The sequence below is a fragment of the Pseudodesulfovibrio portus genome (assembly GCF_026000375.1).
Taxonomy (GTDB): domain Bacteria; phylum Desulfobacterota; class Desulfovibrionia; order Desulfovibrionales; family Desulfovibrionaceae; genus Pseudodesulfovibrio; species Pseudodesulfovibrio portus.
Map to the genome: position 1 here is coordinate 2,156,424 of NZ_AP026708.1, position 14,648 is coordinate 2,171,071.

General features: G+C 63.3%; 15 protein-coding genes. 6 read left to right on the forward strand and 9 right to left on the reverse strand.

Going from position 1 to position 14,648, the window contains the following annotated elements:
* Positions 1 to 263: 263 nt before the first annotated feature.
* From OO730_RS10440 to OO730_RS10455, 4 genes are all read right to left on the reverse strand, one after another.
* A complete protein-coding gene (locus OO730_RS10440) occupies positions 264 to 1,604 on the reverse strand; it encodes a TAXI family TRAP transporter solute-binding subunit (RefSeq protein ID WP_264984156.1) in 1,341 nt (446 codons plus the stop codon).
* 117 nt (positions 1,605 to 1,721) lie between these two features.
* The gene (locus OO730_RS10445) at positions 1,722 to 2,051 is read right to left on the reverse strand and encodes an AzlD domain-containing protein (protein WP_264981408.1); all 330 of its coding nucleotides are present in this window, start codon (positions 2,049 to 2,051) and stop codon (positions 1,722 to 1,724) included.
* Positions 2,044 to 2,736 carry an AzlC family ABC transporter permease gene (locus OO730_RS10450; RefSeq protein ID WP_264981409.1) on the reverse strand — a complete coding sequence of 231 codons (693 nt, stop codon included), beginning with the start codon at positions 2,734 to 2,736 and terminating at the stop codon, positions 2,044 to 2,046. The genes OO730_RS10445 and OO730_RS10450 overlap by 8 nt, the downstream gene beginning before the upstream one ends.
* A gap of 121 nt (positions 2,737 to 2,857) precedes the next feature.
* On the reverse strand, positions 2,858 to 3,844 hold the full coding sequence (locus tag OO730_RS10455) for a substrate-binding domain-containing protein (RefSeq protein ID WP_264981410.1): 987 nt from the start codon (positions 3,842 to 3,844) through the stop codon (positions 2,858 to 2,860).
* 288 nt (positions 3,845 to 4,132) lie between these two features.
* Between OO730_RS10455 and radA the strand changes: the two genes are divergently transcribed.
* From radA to OO730_RS10480, 5 genes are all read left to right on the forward strand, one after another.
* The gene (gene radA, locus OO730_RS10460) at positions 4,133 to 5,455 is read left to right on the forward strand and encodes a DNA repair protein RadA (RefSeq protein ID WP_264981411.1); all 1,323 of its coding nucleotides are present in this window, start codon (positions 4,133 to 4,135) and stop codon (positions 5,453 to 5,455) included.
* 194 nt (positions 5,456 to 5,649) lie between these two features.
* A complete protein-coding gene (locus tag OO730_RS10465; RefSeq protein WP_264981412.1) occupies positions 5,650 to 6,990 on the forward strand; it encodes a glucose-6-phosphate isomerase in 1,341 nt (446 codons plus the stop codon).
* A 4-nt stretch (positions 6,991 to 6,994) separates the two neighbouring features.
* Complete coding sequence (locus tag OO730_RS10470; RefSeq protein WP_264981413.1) at positions 6,995 to 8,416, forward strand: sensor histidine kinase; 1,422 nt, start codon at positions 6,995 to 6,997, stop codon at positions 8,414 to 8,416.
* Positions 8,417 to 8,433: 17 nt separating this feature from the next.
* The gene (locus tag OO730_RS10475; protein ID WP_264981414.1) at positions 8,434 to 9,204 is read left to right on the forward strand and encodes a hypothetical protein; all 771 of its coding nucleotides are present in this window, start codon (positions 8,434 to 8,436) and stop codon (positions 9,202 to 9,204) included.
* A gap of 53 nt (positions 9,205 to 9,257) precedes the next feature.
* The gene (locus tag OO730_RS10480; protein WP_264981415.1) at positions 9,258 to 9,728 is read left to right on the forward strand and encodes a LysM peptidoglycan-binding domain-containing protein; all 471 of its coding nucleotides are present in this window, start codon (positions 9,258 to 9,260) and stop codon (positions 9,726 to 9,728) included.
* Positions 9,729 to 10,099: 371 nt separating this feature from the next.
* On the opposite strand, the gene OO730_RS10485 is transcribed toward OO730_RS10480, so the two are convergent.
* On the reverse strand, positions 10,100 to 10,447 hold the full coding sequence (locus tag OO730_RS10485; RefSeq protein WP_264981416.1) for a cupin domain-containing protein: 348 nt from the start codon (positions 10,445 to 10,447) through the stop codon (positions 10,100 to 10,102).
* Between the two features lie 438 nt (positions 10,448 to 10,885).
* Here OO730_RS10485 and OO730_RS10490 point away from each other — a divergent pair, with 438 nt between their 5' ends.
* A complete protein-coding gene (locus tag OO730_RS10490) occupies positions 10,886 to 11,215 on the forward strand; it encodes a carboxymuconolactone decarboxylase family protein (protein WP_264981417.1) in 330 nt (109 codons plus the stop codon).
* Positions 11,216 to 11,540: 325 nt separating this feature from the next.
* Here the strand turns inward: OO730_RS10490 and OO730_RS10495 are convergent, their stop codons facing one another.
* Genes OO730_RS10495 through OO730_RS10510 form a run of 4 tightly spaced genes read right to left on the reverse strand, consistent with a single transcriptional unit; the run spans position 11,541 to position 14,409 of the window.
* Positions 11,541 to 12,893, reverse strand: a complete 1,353-nt coding sequence (locus OO730_RS10495; protein WP_264981418.1) for a B12-binding domain-containing radical SAM protein — start codon at positions 12,891 to 12,893, stop codon at positions 11,541 to 11,543.
* Positions 12,894 to 12,896: 3 nt separating this feature from the next.
* Positions 12,897 to 13,073 (reverse strand): hypothetical protein, encoded by a 177-nt coding sequence (locus OO730_RS10500; protein ID WP_264981419.1) that lies wholly within the window; start codon positions 13,071 to 13,073, stop codon positions 12,897 to 12,899.
* The gene (locus tag OO730_RS10505) at positions 13,070 to 13,840 is read right to left on the reverse strand and encodes a polyphenol oxidase family protein (RefSeq protein WP_264981420.1); all 771 of its coding nucleotides are present in this window, start codon (positions 13,838 to 13,840) and stop codon (positions 13,070 to 13,072) included. The genes OO730_RS10500 and OO730_RS10505 overlap by 4 nt, the downstream gene beginning before the upstream one ends.
* On the reverse strand, positions 13,828 to 14,409 hold the full coding sequence (locus tag OO730_RS10510; protein ID WP_264981421.1) for a 5-formyltetrahydrofolate cyclo-ligase: 582 nt from the start codon (positions 14,407 to 14,409) through the stop codon (positions 13,828 to 13,830). Before OO730_RS10510 ends, OO730_RS10505 begins: the two co-directional genes overlap by 13 nt.
* Positions 14,410 to 14,648 lie beyond the last annotated feature (239 nt).

A 14,648-nucleotide genomic window follows, 5' to 3' on the forward strand; every position in this document is an offset into this window, starting at 1 on the left:
GCGTTAACGAAACAAAACTGCCAGCCCGGAATGCCGGGCTGGCCGCTTTCAACTGAATCCCAAAAAATCAACCTGCGATTTGCGCAAGGAAAACGCCGCACCATGAATCAATCATGGTGCGGCGTTTCTCGTTTTCCTTGCGCAAATCGCTCAACGGCACGGCGTGCGAAGCCCGCACGTCCCTCGCCGCAGGCGACATGGGGTTCCAAAGGGGCTCGCCCGTAGGCGGGTGCAGGGCAGCGCCCTGCCCGTCGGAGACGCCCCTATGCGACCGGGTTGTCGTCCCCGTCCGCGTCATTGCCGACCATCCTTTCCATGCGTTGCTGGATCATGCGGATGTGCAGCCTGAGGGAGTAGATGTAGTCGGTGTAGGACAGGGGCACCGAGGTCTCCAGGACCATCTTGTCCATGGCGACGAGCTGGCGGAGCATCTTGCGCGCCTCTTTCTTGTCGGTCAGTTCGTAGGCCTTGGTGTCGAGGCGCTTGAGCTGCTTGTACCACTTGAAGATGCGCCGCCGGATCTGCCAGCGATAGGCGGGCGGCGTGATCTTGAACAGGGGGAAGAGCAGGGTCAGCAGGGGGATGAGCAGAATCTTCAGCCGCTCGACCGTGATGGCGATCTGGAAGGGCAGGTAGCGCATGAGGAACGGCGGGCCGTTCTTGTGGAAGCTCTTGGCCTCGTCGCCCAGGGGGAAGAGCGCGGCGTCGGAGTTGGGGAACTGTCCGGGCCGGGCGAACATGTCCCCCTTGCCGTGCGCCTCGTCTGCGGCGAGCAGGAAGAGATACTTGATGGCCGCGTGCAGGTCCTCGCGCACGACGAGGTTGGCGGCGGGCGCGATGAGGGTGACCTCCTCGGCGGGCAGGTCGTTGATCAGGTCGAGGCCGCCGGGCGGCAGGGTGAGCTTGGTCAGGTAGTGGTGGGTGCGGGCGTATGTCTCGGCCCGGTCAAAGGAATGGAGGGTGACTTTTCCGGTCTCCGCAGCGAGCTTCTGGACCACGGCGGAGTTGATGCCCGCAATGGTGAACAGGACGTCGATTTCGCCCTTGAGCAGTTTTTCGGACGCGCTCCCGGCCCCTTCGGGCAAGAGCGTGGCGGTTTCATCGGTGACGCCGTTTTCCTCGAGCAGGGTACGCACCAGGTGGGCGGTGCCGCTGCCGTCGGCCCCCACGGCGATCCTGCGCCCCTTGAGGCCGGAGAGGCCCTTGAACTTGAGGCCCTTGCGGTGGAAGAGCCAGACCGGCTCGTAGTAGAGGCTGCCCAGGCTCTCCAGGTCGGGGTGTGCCTCGGGCGTGGTGATGCCGCCCTGCATGAGTGCGGCGGCCACCGTGGATTCGGGCTCGGCCATGCGGCTGAGGTTGTCCATGGACCCCTTGGTCCGGAGCACTTCCAGTTCAAATCCCTGCTTGGCGAAATACGCGGCGTATTGTTCGGCGTAGCCGTAGTATGCGCCGTTCGGGCCGCCCGAGGCGATGGTCACCTTGGACGGCGGCAGCGGGTCCACGTACTGGAAGGTCACCCACAGGGCCCCGCCCAGCACTCCTGCGGCCACACTGTATATGATGAATTGCATCAGTTGGTGGGATTTCAGGAACTTGACCAGCATTTTAAGCAAGGGATTCTGCATCATGGGGGAGAATGTACGTAAATCGCGTCAGCGCGGCAAGAGGCGGAAAGGTTTTTGAGATGTCGCGGGGCCATGCCGCCGGATGGCGAGGGCGGATCAGGCCAGGGCCTTGAGCAGCCAGAGCACGGCCATGCCCGCCGCGATGGTGGCCAGGATGTTGCGCGTCTTCCAGGCGATGAGCACGGCGGCCAGCCAGGCGACCGTTCGTTCCGGGCCCGCCCAGGCAACCGCGTCGCCGGACTGGTGCAGGAACACTGCCGGGAAGATGAGCGCGGGCAGGACCGAGGCCGGGATGAACCGCAGCATCCGGTGGACCAGGTCGGGCAGGGTGACCTTGTCCATGATCAGGATGAAGGAATAGCGGATGAGCAGGGTGCCCGCGCCGATGCCCAGCGCCACGGGCCAGTAAGTGGTCATGTCAACCATGGCGCTGCTCCCTTTCGGCCAGGCAACCGGCCGCGATGCCGCAGACCGCAGCGGCCATGAGCCCCAGGTTGTAGGGCAGGCCCACGGCCAGCAGGGCAACGCACCCGGCGGCTGCGGCTGCCAGGGCGGCGGGACGGTCCTTGACCGCCGGGATGACCAGGGCCGTGAAGGTCAGGGGGATGGCGAAGTCCAGCTCCCATTGGGGCGGGATGATCGCGCCCAGGTATGCGCCGAGGGCGGTGGTCAGGTTGAAGGCCACCCACAGGGTCAACCCCGCCCCGAGGTAGTAGCGGATCTTGTCCGGCATGGGCAGGTCGTCGCGCCCGAAGCGGAATACCGAGGTGGCGTAGGCCTGGTCCGTGAGCAGGTAGGCCAGGCCGAGCTTGCCCAGCGGGGAGGCGTCCTTGAGGTGCGGGGCGATCGATGCGGAATACATGAGGAAACGGGCGTTGATGATCAGGCCGGTGAGGATCACCACGGCCACCGAGGCGTTCTGGTCCATGAGTTGGACGGCCACCAGTTGCGAGGCCCCGGCAAAGACGATGGCCGACAGGGAGGTCGCGGCCCACTCGGGCATGCCCGCAGCCACGCCCACGGCCCCGCAGATCAGGCCGAAGGGCAGCACGCCCAGCAGGATGGGGGACAGGTCGCGCACGCCCTGCAGGAATGATGATCGCTTGTCCATGGTCTTCCCTTGCATGTGCGAGGGGTACTGTCCGGTCCGGATTCCGTCAACGTCAATATTGTACGCCGGACATTATCGGGCGCGGGCTCACGGAGGGGGCGGGACGGGCGATCCCGACCGCCTAATCGTAGCTGTCCGTGACCGGAGGGCACCGGTAAATGCGGATCGGCGAATAGGCTGTGGAGGGGATGTTGTTGCCCTGGCTCAATTGTGACAGCGCCCGATAGACCATGCGGCCCATTTCCTCGAAATTCAGGCCGATGTTGACGTGATTCAGCCCCTGGTCGAGAAGCTCGCGCTGTCTTGGTGCGGCCCCGGCGAAAAGCAGAATTTTCTTACGGGAATCCAGGAGTGGTTTGTAGGGACTGATCCGGCGTTCGTAGTCCTGGGCCATCTGGGCCCACCAGCCGACCGAGATGATGGCGTCAATGGTCGGGTCTTCGAGCAGGACTTCCAGCTGGTCCAGAGCCTGGTCGTAGTTGTCCCGGCAGGGCAGGGGCGATCGCTGGTACTGCGTCCAGGAGGATTGTTTTCCTCCCGTGTCCAGGCCGAGCAACACCCCTTTTATGCGATCGATCAGGTTCGTATCGTCAGGCCCGCCCGTCAATATGGCGAACCGGCCGCCCTTGGGCATCAGTCGGCGTGCCTCCAGGGCCAGGAGGACCCCCAGGTTCATGTTGTCGGTGCCGACGTATCCTGCCCGAAGATGGGTATAGTCCCCGCTGAAATCGGAGTCAAAGGTGACCACGGGAATGCCCGCCGCCCGGACGGCCTTGAACGAGTTCTCGGCCAGAAAGCAGCTATGCAGGACCGAGATGGCCAGGCCGTTCGGCTTGAGTTCCAGCACCTTCTGGACTTGGGCGTCCTGGATGCGGAAGTGCGCCTTGCCCGTGCCGCCGACCAGGATGATCCTGTCGCCGTTCTCCTCAGCCTCGACACGGGCCGCTTCATAGATCCGGACAAAATTCTGGTCCGACACGGATTTGGCCACGATGGCGAAGAGCTTTCCTTCCCCCAGGCAGGGAGCTCCCGTCAAAAGGACGGCCACGACGGCGAGGCAGAGCGATTGCACGGCGCGGGCAGGGGACATGGTTTTTTTGCGTATCATGTCCTGGTCATAGCCTGTCGGGCGAGGGTGTATATTATTATTTGGTGCCGGGGGGTCATTCTGTCCTGCCACCGGGAATGCCCGCCCTGATCCGGTCGACGCCTGCGATGCGCGCAGGGCATTTCCGGGCTGGACTTTTTCGGGGAAAAGACGGGATACTCGGCCCGAAGCTCTCGGAGGAGATGTTCATGACGCAACATCGGCCTGACCGTATTGTGCAGGCTGCTTCGTGATTCCCGGGTCGGCCGGGGCGAACCGGCAGGCGAAACCTGGACCAAGAAAGGCATCGTGAAAACCAAGGAAACATATCGTTGCGCCGCGTGCGGCGCGCAGTCGCCGCGCTGGCAGGGGCAATGCCCGTCGTGCAAGGAATGGAACACGCTGGAGGCCGTGACCGTGGCCAGGCGGGACTCCAAGCCCGTGGGCGCGGCAGCGGCCACCGACGCGCCCCGCCCCCTTGAGGACCTGGACAGCGAGCACCTGGACACCCGGACCTCGGGCATGCGCGAGCTGGATGAACTGCTCGGCTCCGGCCTGGTCCCGGGCGCGGCCATCCTGCTCGGCGGCGAACCGGGCATCGGCAAGTCCACGCTGCTGCTGCAGCTGGCGGGCAGCCAGGCGCGGCTCGGCAGCAGGGCCGTCTACCTGTCGGGCGAGGAATCCCTGCCCCAGCTCAAGACCAGGGCGGAGCGGCTGGGACAGCTCGGACCGGGCTTGCTGGCCATGGCCACCAACAGGGTGGAGGACGCCCTGGCCGTGCTGGAGTCCCACGAGCCGCCGGAGCTGCTCATCGTGGACTCGGTGCAGACCCTGGCCTCGAACATGGCCGAGGGCATACCGGGCTCGGTCAGCCAGGTGCGCGCCGTGGCCTCGGAGCTGGTGGAGAAGACCAAGAAGACCGGCACCACCCTGATCCTCGTGGGCCACGTGACCAAGGACGGCCAGATCGCCGGGCCCAAGCTCCTGGAGCACATGGTGGACACGGTCCTGTACCTGGAGGGCGACCGCAAGCATTTTTCCCGCATCCTGCGCGTGCTCAAGAACCGGTTCGGCCCCAGCGACGAGCTGGTGGTCTTCACCATGAAGGAGCGCGGGCTGGAAGTGGTGGAGGACCCGGCCACCTTTTTCCTGGGCGCGCGGGACCCGTCCCTGTCGGGCACGGCCATGGGACTGGCCGTGGACGGGCAGCGCCCCTTTGCCGTGGAGGTCCAGGCCCTGGTCACCAAGTCCTTTTTGTCCATTCCCCGGCGCACGGCCCTCGGGTTCGACACCAACCGGCTCAACCTGCTCCTGGCCGTGCTCGAAAAGCGGCTGCGGCTGAACCTGAGCGGGTACGACATCTACGCCAAGATCACGGGCGGCCTGGCCTACAAGGACCCCGGCCTGGACCTGGCCGTGGTGGCGTCCGTCATGTCGTCCTTCTATGACCAGCCCCTGCCGGAATCGGCGGTGTTCTGGGGCGAGATCGACCTCAACGGGCAGGTGCGCCCGGTGGCCGCCCACGACGTGCGCCTCAAGCAGGCGGCCCGGTTGGGCCACGACCCGGTCTGCCATTCCGGGACCGCGGCCACCCTGGCGGACCTGCAGCGTATTCTGTTCGGACGCAATTGACGGAGGAAAGCATGTTCGTTCGCGGATTCGTGCGCCGCAGGTTCCAGGAGGTCCCCACGCACCAGGGGCTTCCATGCATCGCGCGCTTTCCCCATTTCTGAAAAAAGTGGTATGACCGTTTCAGGACTGCGGTTATGCAAATGATACGAACCGGGCCGGGAACGGCCCGCACACCATGCCTTCCGGAGGGTGATATGGCTGATATTCTTGACTGGACCAACGCGCATCTGGACACGCTCGACACGGCCCTTTACGAGAAACGGGCCGATGAGATGGCCGTCCGTCTGCAGCAGGAGACAGGCGCGGGCAAGCTCCCGTTCCTGACCATGCCCTACGCGGCGCAACTCAGGAAGGATCTGGACGGGCTCAAGGACTTTCTCAGGAAATTCGACCATATGCTGCTGCTCGGCATCGGCGGGTCCGCCCTGGGGGCCCGCGCCCTGCAGAAGGCGTTCTACCCCCGGCAGGACCAGCCCGGCCACGACGGCCCCAGCCTGTGGATCGCGGACAACGTGGACACGTACGCCCTGGAGGCTTATCTGGCCAAGCTGCCCCCGAAAAAGACCGTGGTGGTCACGGTGTCCAAGTCCGGCGGCACCATCGAGACCGTGGGCCAGTATTTCATTCTCAAGGAGTGGATGAAGGGCCACCTCGGCGACGACTGGCATCGGAACATGCTGCTGGTCACCGACGAGGAACAGGGGTTCCTGCGCGGTGAGGTGAACGAGTACGGCATCCGGGCGCTGCCCGTGCCGGACAACCTCGGCGGCCGGTACTCCGTGCTCTCGGCCGTGGGCTTGATCCCGGCCCTCTTCCTGGGCATGGACGTGGAGTCCCTCATGGCCGGGGCGCAGGAGGTGGTCGCCCCCCTGGCCGATCCCGGCCTGACCGGCGATACCCTGGCCGGCCATTCCGCCTTCCGGCTGGCGGTCTGGGGCGCGGCCCTGCAGGACAAGGGGTTTGCCGAGTTGATCTTTTTCACCTATATCCCCCTGTGGGCGAGTTTCGGCGACTGGTTTGCCCAGTTGTGGGCGGAATCGCTGGGCAAGGAAGGCCGGGGCAGCCAGCCCGTGCCCGCAGTGGGCGTCACGGACCAGCATTCGGTCAACCAGATGTTCATGGACGGCGTGCGCAACAAGGCGTGCCTGTTCCTGACCTGCCCGAACCTGCCCGCCGGGCCGAAGTTCCCGACCGACCTGCCGGACAAGTTCGCCTATGTGCGCGGCAAGGAGTTCGGCGAGCTGATCCAGGCCGAGGGACTGGGCACCCGCATGGCCCTGTCCAAGTCCGGCGTGCCCCTGGTGGAGATGCGGCTCGGCGCGGATTCCCCCCGCCAGGCGGGCAAGCTCATCGGGCTGCTCGGCGCGGCCACCATCCTGTGCGGCTGGCTCATGGGCATCAACCCCCTGGACCAGCCCGCCGTGGAGCTGGGGAAGCGGTTGGCCAAGGCCCGCATGGACGCCGAAGGGCTGGCCGAAGAAAAAGCCGACCTGAAAAGTTTTCTGAACACCGACAGGGATTTACGGGAGTTTTAATTCATTGCTCAACCATACCGACGATCGCACCAGGCCCCTCCAGTTCGTCAAGGTCATTTCCTGGACCCTGCTTGTCCTCATCCTGAGTTTCAGCCTGCTGTTGTCGCTGTTCATCTCCAAGTACGCGGAGCAGACGCTGCTGGAAAAACAGGAACAGTTCGCCCTGCTCCTGGCCGAGAACGTCAGCCATCAGCTCTTCACCCGGTTCGTGGTCCCCACCCTGGTCAAGTACCGGGCCATCCAGCTGCGCTCTGAGGAGCAGGCCCAGGTCATGGACCAGGTCATCCGGTCCACGGTCCACGGCTTCAACGTCTCCTCGGTGCGCATCTACGACGAACAGGGCAACGTCATCTACTCCTTCAACAAGGACGAGGTGGGCAAGCCCGGCAACGCCGAGTTCATGGTCCGGGAGACCTGGGAGACCGAGGATTTCAGCGCTGAAATCCTTGCCCGCATGTCCAAGGTCGCCGCCCTGTTCCGCATGGAGTTGGAGCCCGGCGACATGACGCTGCGGGCCTACTCCCCCCTGCGGGCCGAACGCAGCCTGACCGACGCGGCCCGCAACCCGATCATGGGCATCCTGGAATTCCAGCAGGACATTTCCGAGGACTACATGTCCATGCTCAACTTCGAGCGGCTGATCATCGCCTTTTCGCTGATCACCTCCCTGATTCTCTTCTTCCTGGTCGTGACCGTGCTCCGGCGCGCGGAGCGGCTGTCCAACAAGCAGCTGCGGGAAAAGGAAAAGCTCATCTTCGAACTGCAGCAGCAGGAGAAGCTGGCCGGAATGGGGCGCATGGTGGCGGGCGTGGCCCACGAAATCCGCAACCCGCTGGGCATCATCTGCTCCAGCTCCGAGCTGGTCCTCAAGAAGGCCCGCAAGGAGGGCAGCTCCAACACGCGCATCCTGGAGGCCCTGTACGAGGAGGCCAAACGGCTGTCCCGCACGGTGACCGAGTTCCTGGACTACGCCCGGCCCAAGAAGCCGACCATGCTCGACGTGGACGTGGGCGCCATCCTCGATCAGGTGGCCGTGTTCATGGAGCCGGAATGCGAGAAGCTGGGCGTGACCATCGACAAGCAGGTCACGGGCGACATGTCCGCCAAGGGCGACAAGGACCTCCTGTATCGCGCTTTTTACAACCTGGTGGCCAATGCGCTCCAGGCCATGAACGGCCAGGGGGAACTAACCATCCGGGCGGCCCGGGGCGAGGAGGGGCTGCACGTGACCTTCGTGGACTCCGGGCCGGGGTTCTCCCCGGAGCATCTCGACCAGGTGCGCGACCCGTTCTTCACCACCAAGGACTCGGGCACCGGCCTGGGCCTGGCCCTGGTCAACACCATTTTCGAATCCCACGGGATCACGATGCACCTGTCCAACGCCGAGGAAGGCGGCGCGCGGGTGGACGTCATCTTTCCCGCTTAACCACGGAGTCCAAGGTTATGTCGAAAGCATGGATACAGGCCAAGCACCCCGAGTTCGTGCGGGACCTGTTCAAGTTCTTCTGCCAGGCGTGCGAGCTGCTCGAGGAGCAGTTCACCCGTTTCGACGACGACGGCACCGTCGAGTTCGGCGTCCTCAAGGAGCTGGTCGGCATCGAGACCAACAAGGGGCTCCTGTGGCGCATGAAGGACACGGCCCACCACGTCTTCCGCAACGATCCCCACTCCCAGCTCGTGGGCCAGTTCCTGGACTGGGCCATGGGGTACATCTTCCACGAGGCCATCAAGCTCAAGGAGGACGCCTACCAGAAGCAGAACTACGCGCCGTGGTTCCACAAGCTCTACGAGGGGGACCTGAACGCCTCGGAAAAGGACATCACCGAACAACTCTTCCTGGTCCTGAACCAGACCGAGGAGTCCATGAGCCGCGAGATCGACCGCATCCGGTTCATCATCGCCAAGTGCCGTCAATTGCTGCCTTATTACCTTAACAGGTACAGCGACAACGTGCTCCTGGCCCGCTATATTTTTTCGCAGAACGAGCTGGTCAGGACCGTGTTCGGCGACGAGTACGACGATCTTGTAACCGCCATTTACGGCGAGGAATCCGAACGCATGTACATCCTTGCCAGCCAAAGTCTGCGCATGGGCGGTTGGATGGCCGAGGCTTCCCAGGCCGTGGATCAGGCCATAAAGAAGAACCCGGCAAGCAAAATGGTGTTGCAAGAAAAGAAAATAATTGATAATTGGGCAGACAGACTGCAGAATTGATCCGGCTAATAGTCGGGGCTGTTTACGTTTGAGAATAATTGAGGAGGCACGCAATGAAGAAACTGATTTTACTCGCAATCGCCACGTGCATGATCTTTGCCTGGGGTTGCTCCAAGAAAGTCCAGACCGAACCCGAAGTGGTTGTGGTCGAAGAAAAGGAAGTCATGGCCGAGAAGCCGGCCCCGGTCATGGACCCCATGGCCGTGTACAAGGCTGAATACGATGCCCTGTCCACCACCCACACCGTGACCAAGGGCGAGTGCCTGTGGTGGATCTCCGAGTACAAGCATGTGTACAACGATCCTTTCATGTGGCCCCTGATCTACAAGGCCAACCGCGACAAGATTTCCAATCCCGACCTGATCTACCCGGGCCAGCAGTTCGACGTGCCCCGCTACGGCTTCGACCTCGAAGACGTGAAGGGTTCCCGCAAGGAAGCCGGTGCGCCGTGGAAGGCTCTTGAGCCCGGCCAGGATGCCATGATCCCCGCTGAAATGCGTGCGGCTCTCGGCTACAGCTTCTAGTCCGCCTCTTACGCACATAAAAAAAAGGCCGGTCGTCAGCAAGACGACCGGCCCTTTTTTTATAAGAGGCGGAGCGGCGGCTTGGGATGGCGGCGCATCTGCACCACTCTTCCAAGCCTGAGGGTGTCGGGGAACGGGAGAGTTGGGGTGTGGCTCGGCTCGGGGCGGTGCGCGTCAGGTCGCTGTCGAGTGCCTTTGGCACTCGAATCGCTCAGGGTGGGAGTTTTTTGGGGGGGAGGGGCGCGGTTTTGGGAGACGCGCCGGAGGCGGTAAAAAAAGTTTAGGAAAAGGAGGGGTTGGGGGTCCGGGGGAAGGGGAGGAAACAACCCTTTTCAAAGGGTTTTTCCTCCCCTTCCCCCGGTCGCCGGAGGCTAAAGTTCGTTGACGCCCTTGGGGATCAGGCAGACAAGGACCATGGGGTCGCTGCCGGTGTTGACCACGTGGTGTTCCTCGTCCGGGGCCACGTAGGCCACGCTGCCCGGCTTGAGGTCGATCTTCTCGCCGTTTCTCACGATGTACCCGGTGCCTGCGTGGTAGAACTGCTGGTGTTCCCAGGGATGGGAGTGGGGCGGAATCTGCGAGCCGGGCTGGAGCTCGATGACCCGCATGCAGAAATTGACGTCGTCGTCGGCCTTGCCGATGACCACCCGGCCCGAAACGCCGGGACCGGCCACGGGCAGATCGCGGGCCGCAACATCCGTGTAATGGATGACCTTCATAAAGATTCTCCTCTGATTTGACCGGGCGACAGTGGTTCAACAGTCCGGAATCATGTATCAAGCCCGCATTCCGTGCCGGGACATAATCCTTGAAGGGCAGGCTATCACAAGCCCTGGGCTTAGGCCAGGGCGAGGCCCGTGCGCCCGTCCCCGGAATCGGTGCATCCACCCCCGACGGCACGCCATGGAAAACCCCGGTTTGTGGTTCAGGGCCTGGAAACGGCGTTTTTATCTCTATGGTGCGTTTTTTGTTGCTCTTTTGAAAAAATCGACAATAAAATTCGCCAAAATGCAAAAAAACATGTCGATTTTCCGCTTTACATGCCTTTTTTTTGGATGTACCCAATACTCAACCCAATCGGGACTCTCTCCCTCTCATAGGCCCGGTCCAAGAGGCGTTCTCTTGGACCGGGGCTGTACTTTTTCAAGGAGGCCGACATGAAGGAACCCGCAGAAAAGGCAACAGAGCTTTTCCGGCAGATGAACAAGAACCGCCGCGACGTCTTCAAGGCGTACCAGGGGTTCACCGCCACCATCAAGAAGGGCAGCGCCATCGAGGACAAATACCAGTCTCTCATCCTGATCGCCTGCTCCATCCTGTCACAGTGCGACATGTGCATTTCCCTCCACGTCCAGAACGCCGCCACGCACGGAGCATCCCGCGACGAGATCATCGACGCCGGTCTGCTCGCCGTTGCCATGGGCGGTTCCCCCAAGATGATGTACATGCGCCACGTGTACGAAGAAGTGGAACGACTCTTCGACTAATTCCCGTTCATACGACTGCTCAGCCCCCGCCGGAATCATCCGGCGGGGGTTTTTTGATGCCTCCGGCGGCCAGGGGGGAAACTTTTGGAAAAGTTTCCCCCCTGGACCCCTCTTCAAAACTTTTTGTGTCGCCTTGCGGCGAAAGGTGGGTGGCACCAACAACGCACCAAAAAGAAGCACGCGCTTGCTTCACCCATAACCCGCGCGAATGCGCCGACAAAAAGTTTAGGAAAGGAGAGGGGATGGGGGTCCGGGGGAAGGGGAGAGGAAAACCCTTTTCAAAGGGTTGCCCTCTCCCCTTCCCCCGGCCGCCGGAGGCTCCCCCCTACTTCCCCTGAAGGAGCAGTTTCCAGTGTTTGGCCTGGTCCCAGTTGAAGCCGCCGGGGACGCAGGGCCAGATGGAGTTGTTCTGGAAGAGCGGCTCGTCGGCCAGTGGGTAGGCCGAGGCCTGGCAGGCCTTATGAAACATGGGCGATCCCGGGATGGGCGTGTAGTGAGCCAGGTGCGGCCTGAAGCCGAAGGCGCGGACGTGGTCCACGGCCTGTCTAACGTTGTCGAGGTTCTGGCCGGGCAGGCCGAACAGGATGTAGACCCCGATGTCGTCCAGGTCGAAGCCCGCGTCCAGCAGGTTGCGCGCCCCGGTCTCCCATTCCTCGCGGGTCAGCTTGACGTCGTTGCGGTGGTCGAAATCCGTGGTCTCCAGGCCGAGGCGCACGGTATGCAGCCCGGCCTGTTTCAGGCGCAGACAGACCTCTTTGGTGAGGCGGCGGATGTGCATGGCGTTGGGCGTGTGCAGCCGCAGGTCGAGCCCGGAATCCGTGACGGAGTCGAGCGCGGGCCAGAGCCAGCACTCCGGGTTGATGAGCAGGGCGTCGTCGTAAAAGGCGAAGTCGCGCACGCCCCGTTCATATTCCGATCGTATGGAGGCCGTGATCCGAGTGTGGTCACCCTGGGTGAAATGGGGATACAGGGCGCGGGAGGCGCAGTACTCGCAGGAGAACGGGCACCCCCGCGAACCGAGAATGATGGAGTAGGCCGGGTCGTCGTAGAGATCAAGAGATAATGAAAGTCCTGCGTATTCAGGCAGTTTTGGCGTCGGTAAATCAATCAGCCGCCAAAATGAATCCCAGTTGTCCGGGGCCTCCATCGGTCCTTGCTGGAGGTGGGCGTTGGCGTGCAGTGCTGCATGTTCGCCGCACAGGGTGGCGTAGCTCCCGCCAAGGAACCGGGGCACGTCCGGCCACAGCTCGGCGCAGATGTCGAGTATGTCCAGGGACCCCGGATACCAATAGGTCATGATGGTGGTCACCATGACGGCGTCCGGCCTGGGATCGATGGAGGCCAGCGCCCGGCGCACCTGCTCGCGCGGCAGTCCGTAGCGGGAGTATCGACGGTCCATGAAGGCGAGCGGCTCGGGGGTGTCGATCTCCTCCTTGGGATAGTGGCCGGTGCCGTACTTGCCGGGCCGGGGCCATTTGGTGTCCGCCCAGGTGGGGTCCAGGCAGTCCACGAGCGCCACGGACGCGCCCGCGCGGCGGACCATGTCCAGGCAGGCGAGCAGCCCCACGGGCCGCGACCAGACGTTGAAGGCGGCAAAGTCCGTGATCCACGGGTTGACGCCGAGGATGCGCGGTCCGTCCCCGCCGGTCCAGGGGATGTGGGGAAAGGGCGGCCGCACGGGCTACCTTGTCATGAAATTGGACAGGATGGACAGGCCGAGCATGGCGATGACGATGATCAGCAGGACATTGGTCCACTTGTCGCGCCGCGCAACCCGCTGCTGCTTGGAGCGCGTGAATTGGCCGACGATGAGGAATATCAGCCCGAGGATGACGATGATCTTAAGGAGGAAGCTCATGCCTGCTTCCTTATCCAGATAATTCCGCACTGTCGACCGGTGTCCCTGACCGGGGAGGCGCAGGCCTTGCGATAGGAGAAAAAGGTGTCGTCCAGCCCCATGGTGCAGAGGTCCAGGCCGAATATCTGCTTTTCGGGCACGCCCGCGTTCATGAGCTGGTCGCGGGTCATTCGCCACAGGTCCACCCGTCTGGTCCGGGGGTTGAAATATTTGTCGAAGCCGGGTCCGAAGTCCTTGTCGAAGTTGACGAATTCGGCGGCGTCAGGACCCAGTGACGGGCCGCGCACGGCGTACACGTCTTCGGACTTGAGGTCGTAGTGGGCGCAGAACCGGCGGACCCCGTTGCCGGGAAAGTCGATCTTGTTGCCGCGCCAGCCCGCGTGCAGCCCGGCCACGTATTTGCCGGATTTGTGCGCCAGCAGGATGGGTTGGCAGTCGGCGGTCTTGACCACCAGCCCCACGCCGGGGGTGGCGGTGGTCATGCCGTCGCCGTCCAGCGTGGCCCGTTCTTCGGGACCGACCGGTTTCGGGTCGAAGTGGATGACGTCGCCGTGGATCTGGTTCAGGTCGCACCAGCCGGTCAGGTCCATGCGCTCGAACACGGCGCGCCGGTTTTGGGCCACAGCCTTCGGGTCGTCGTTGACGTCAAAGGAGATGTTGGCCGAGTCGTGGGGCGGTTCGGAAACGCCGCCCCGCCGGGAGGTGAATGCGCAGGCCACCTGCGGGATGTCGATGAAACGGAAGGGGAAAAAGGCTATGGCCGCCATAGTTCGGTGTCCGTGCAGATGAGGTTCATGGGTTTGTCCCAGGGTTGGGCGGGGATGGCCGTGACCATCTGAAAACCATAGCCGATGCCGATCTTGAGTGTCTTGCGCATCTGCTCGGTGGACAGCAGCCGGTCGTAGTAGCCGCCGCCGAAGCCCAGCCGGTTGCCCGCGCGGTCGAATCCCACGCCGGGGATGAGGGCGATGTCGGGCGTGCAATCCTGCACGGGCGGGCATTTTCCCGCGTCCGGCTCCATGATGGAGAACGGGCCGGGCGCCAGGTCCGCCTCGCAGGCCGCGCAGGCCAGGTCCATTTCTCCCTGCTTTTCCGGGCGGCACCGGGGCAGGAGCACGCACGCGCCGCGCTGCCACAGTTCGGTCACCAGGGGGCGCAGGTCCACCTCGTTCCTGATGGGCCAATAGATGAGCGCCTCGGTGGCGTTCTTCCACTCCGGCAGGGCCCGGATACGGGCGATGATACGCTCGCTGCCCTCCCGCACCTGTTCGGGCGTGAGCGCTTGCCGCGTTTGGAGCAGGCTGGTGCGCAATGCACTCTTGTCCGTATCGACCATGGGGAACCCCTACCACGGGCGGAAAGGACAATCCAGCCTTCCCCCGATACATCTCTTTTAATTGCCCCGAAAGCAGCCTATCCCCTGATTAACCTGCTAACCGCGCGAATGCGCCTACAAAAAGTTGAGGAAAATGGGGGGTTGGGGGTCCGGGGGAAGGGGAGGGAAAAACCTTTTCAAAGGGTTTTCCCTCCCCTTCCCCCGGCTGCCGGAGGCATCCCTATCCCTGCTTGGGTTTC

Excerpts from the sequence above, each read along its gene's own strand:
- OO730_RS10440 (WP_264984156.1), bottom strand. The coding sequence starts at position 1,604 with ATGCTGGTCAAGTTCCTGAAATCCCACCAACTGATGCAATTCATCATA.
- OO730_RS10445 (WP_264981408.1), bottom strand. The coding sequence starts at position 2,051 with ATGGTTGACATGACCACTTACTGGCCCGTGGCGCTGGGCATCGGCGCG.
- OO730_RS10450 (WP_264981409.1), bottom strand. The coding sequence starts at position 2,736 with ATGGACAAGCGATCATCATTCCTGCAGGGCGTGCGCGACCTGTCCCCC.
- OO730_RS10455 (WP_264981410.1), bottom strand. The coding sequence starts at position 3,844 with ATGATACGCAAAAAAACCATGTCCCCTGCCCGCGCCGTGCAATCGCTC.
- OO730_RS10465 (WP_264981412.1), top strand. The coding sequence starts at position 5,650 with ATGGCTGATATTCTTGACTGGACCAACGCGCATCTGGACACGCTCGAC.
- OO730_RS10475 (WP_264981414.1), top strand. The coding sequence starts at position 8,434 with ATGTCGAAAGCATGGATACAGGCCAAGCACCCCGAGTTCGTGCGGGAC.
- OO730_RS10480 (WP_264981415.1), top strand. The coding sequence starts at position 9,258 with ATGAAGAAACTGATTTTACTCGCAATCGCCACGTGCATGATCTTTGCC.
- OO730_RS10485 (WP_264981416.1), bottom strand. The coding sequence starts at position 10,447 with ATGAAGGTCATCCATTACACGGATGTTGCGGCCCGCGATCTGCCCGTG.
- OO730_RS10490 (WP_264981417.1), top strand. The coding sequence starts at position 10,886 with ATGAAGGAACCCGCAGAAAAGGCAACAGAGCTTTTCCGGCAGATGAAC.
- OO730_RS10500 (WP_264981419.1), bottom strand. The coding sequence starts at position 13,073 with ATGAGCTTCCTCCTTAAGATCATCGTCATCCTCGGGCTGATATTCCTC.
- OO730_RS10505 (WP_264981420.1), bottom strand. The coding sequence starts at position 13,840 with ATGGCGGCCATAGCCTTTTTCCCCTTCCGTTTCATCGACATCCCGCAG.
- OO730_RS10510 (WP_264981421.1), bottom strand. The coding sequence starts at position 14,409 with ATGGTCGATACGGACAAGAGTGCATTGCGCACCAGCCTGCTCCAAACG.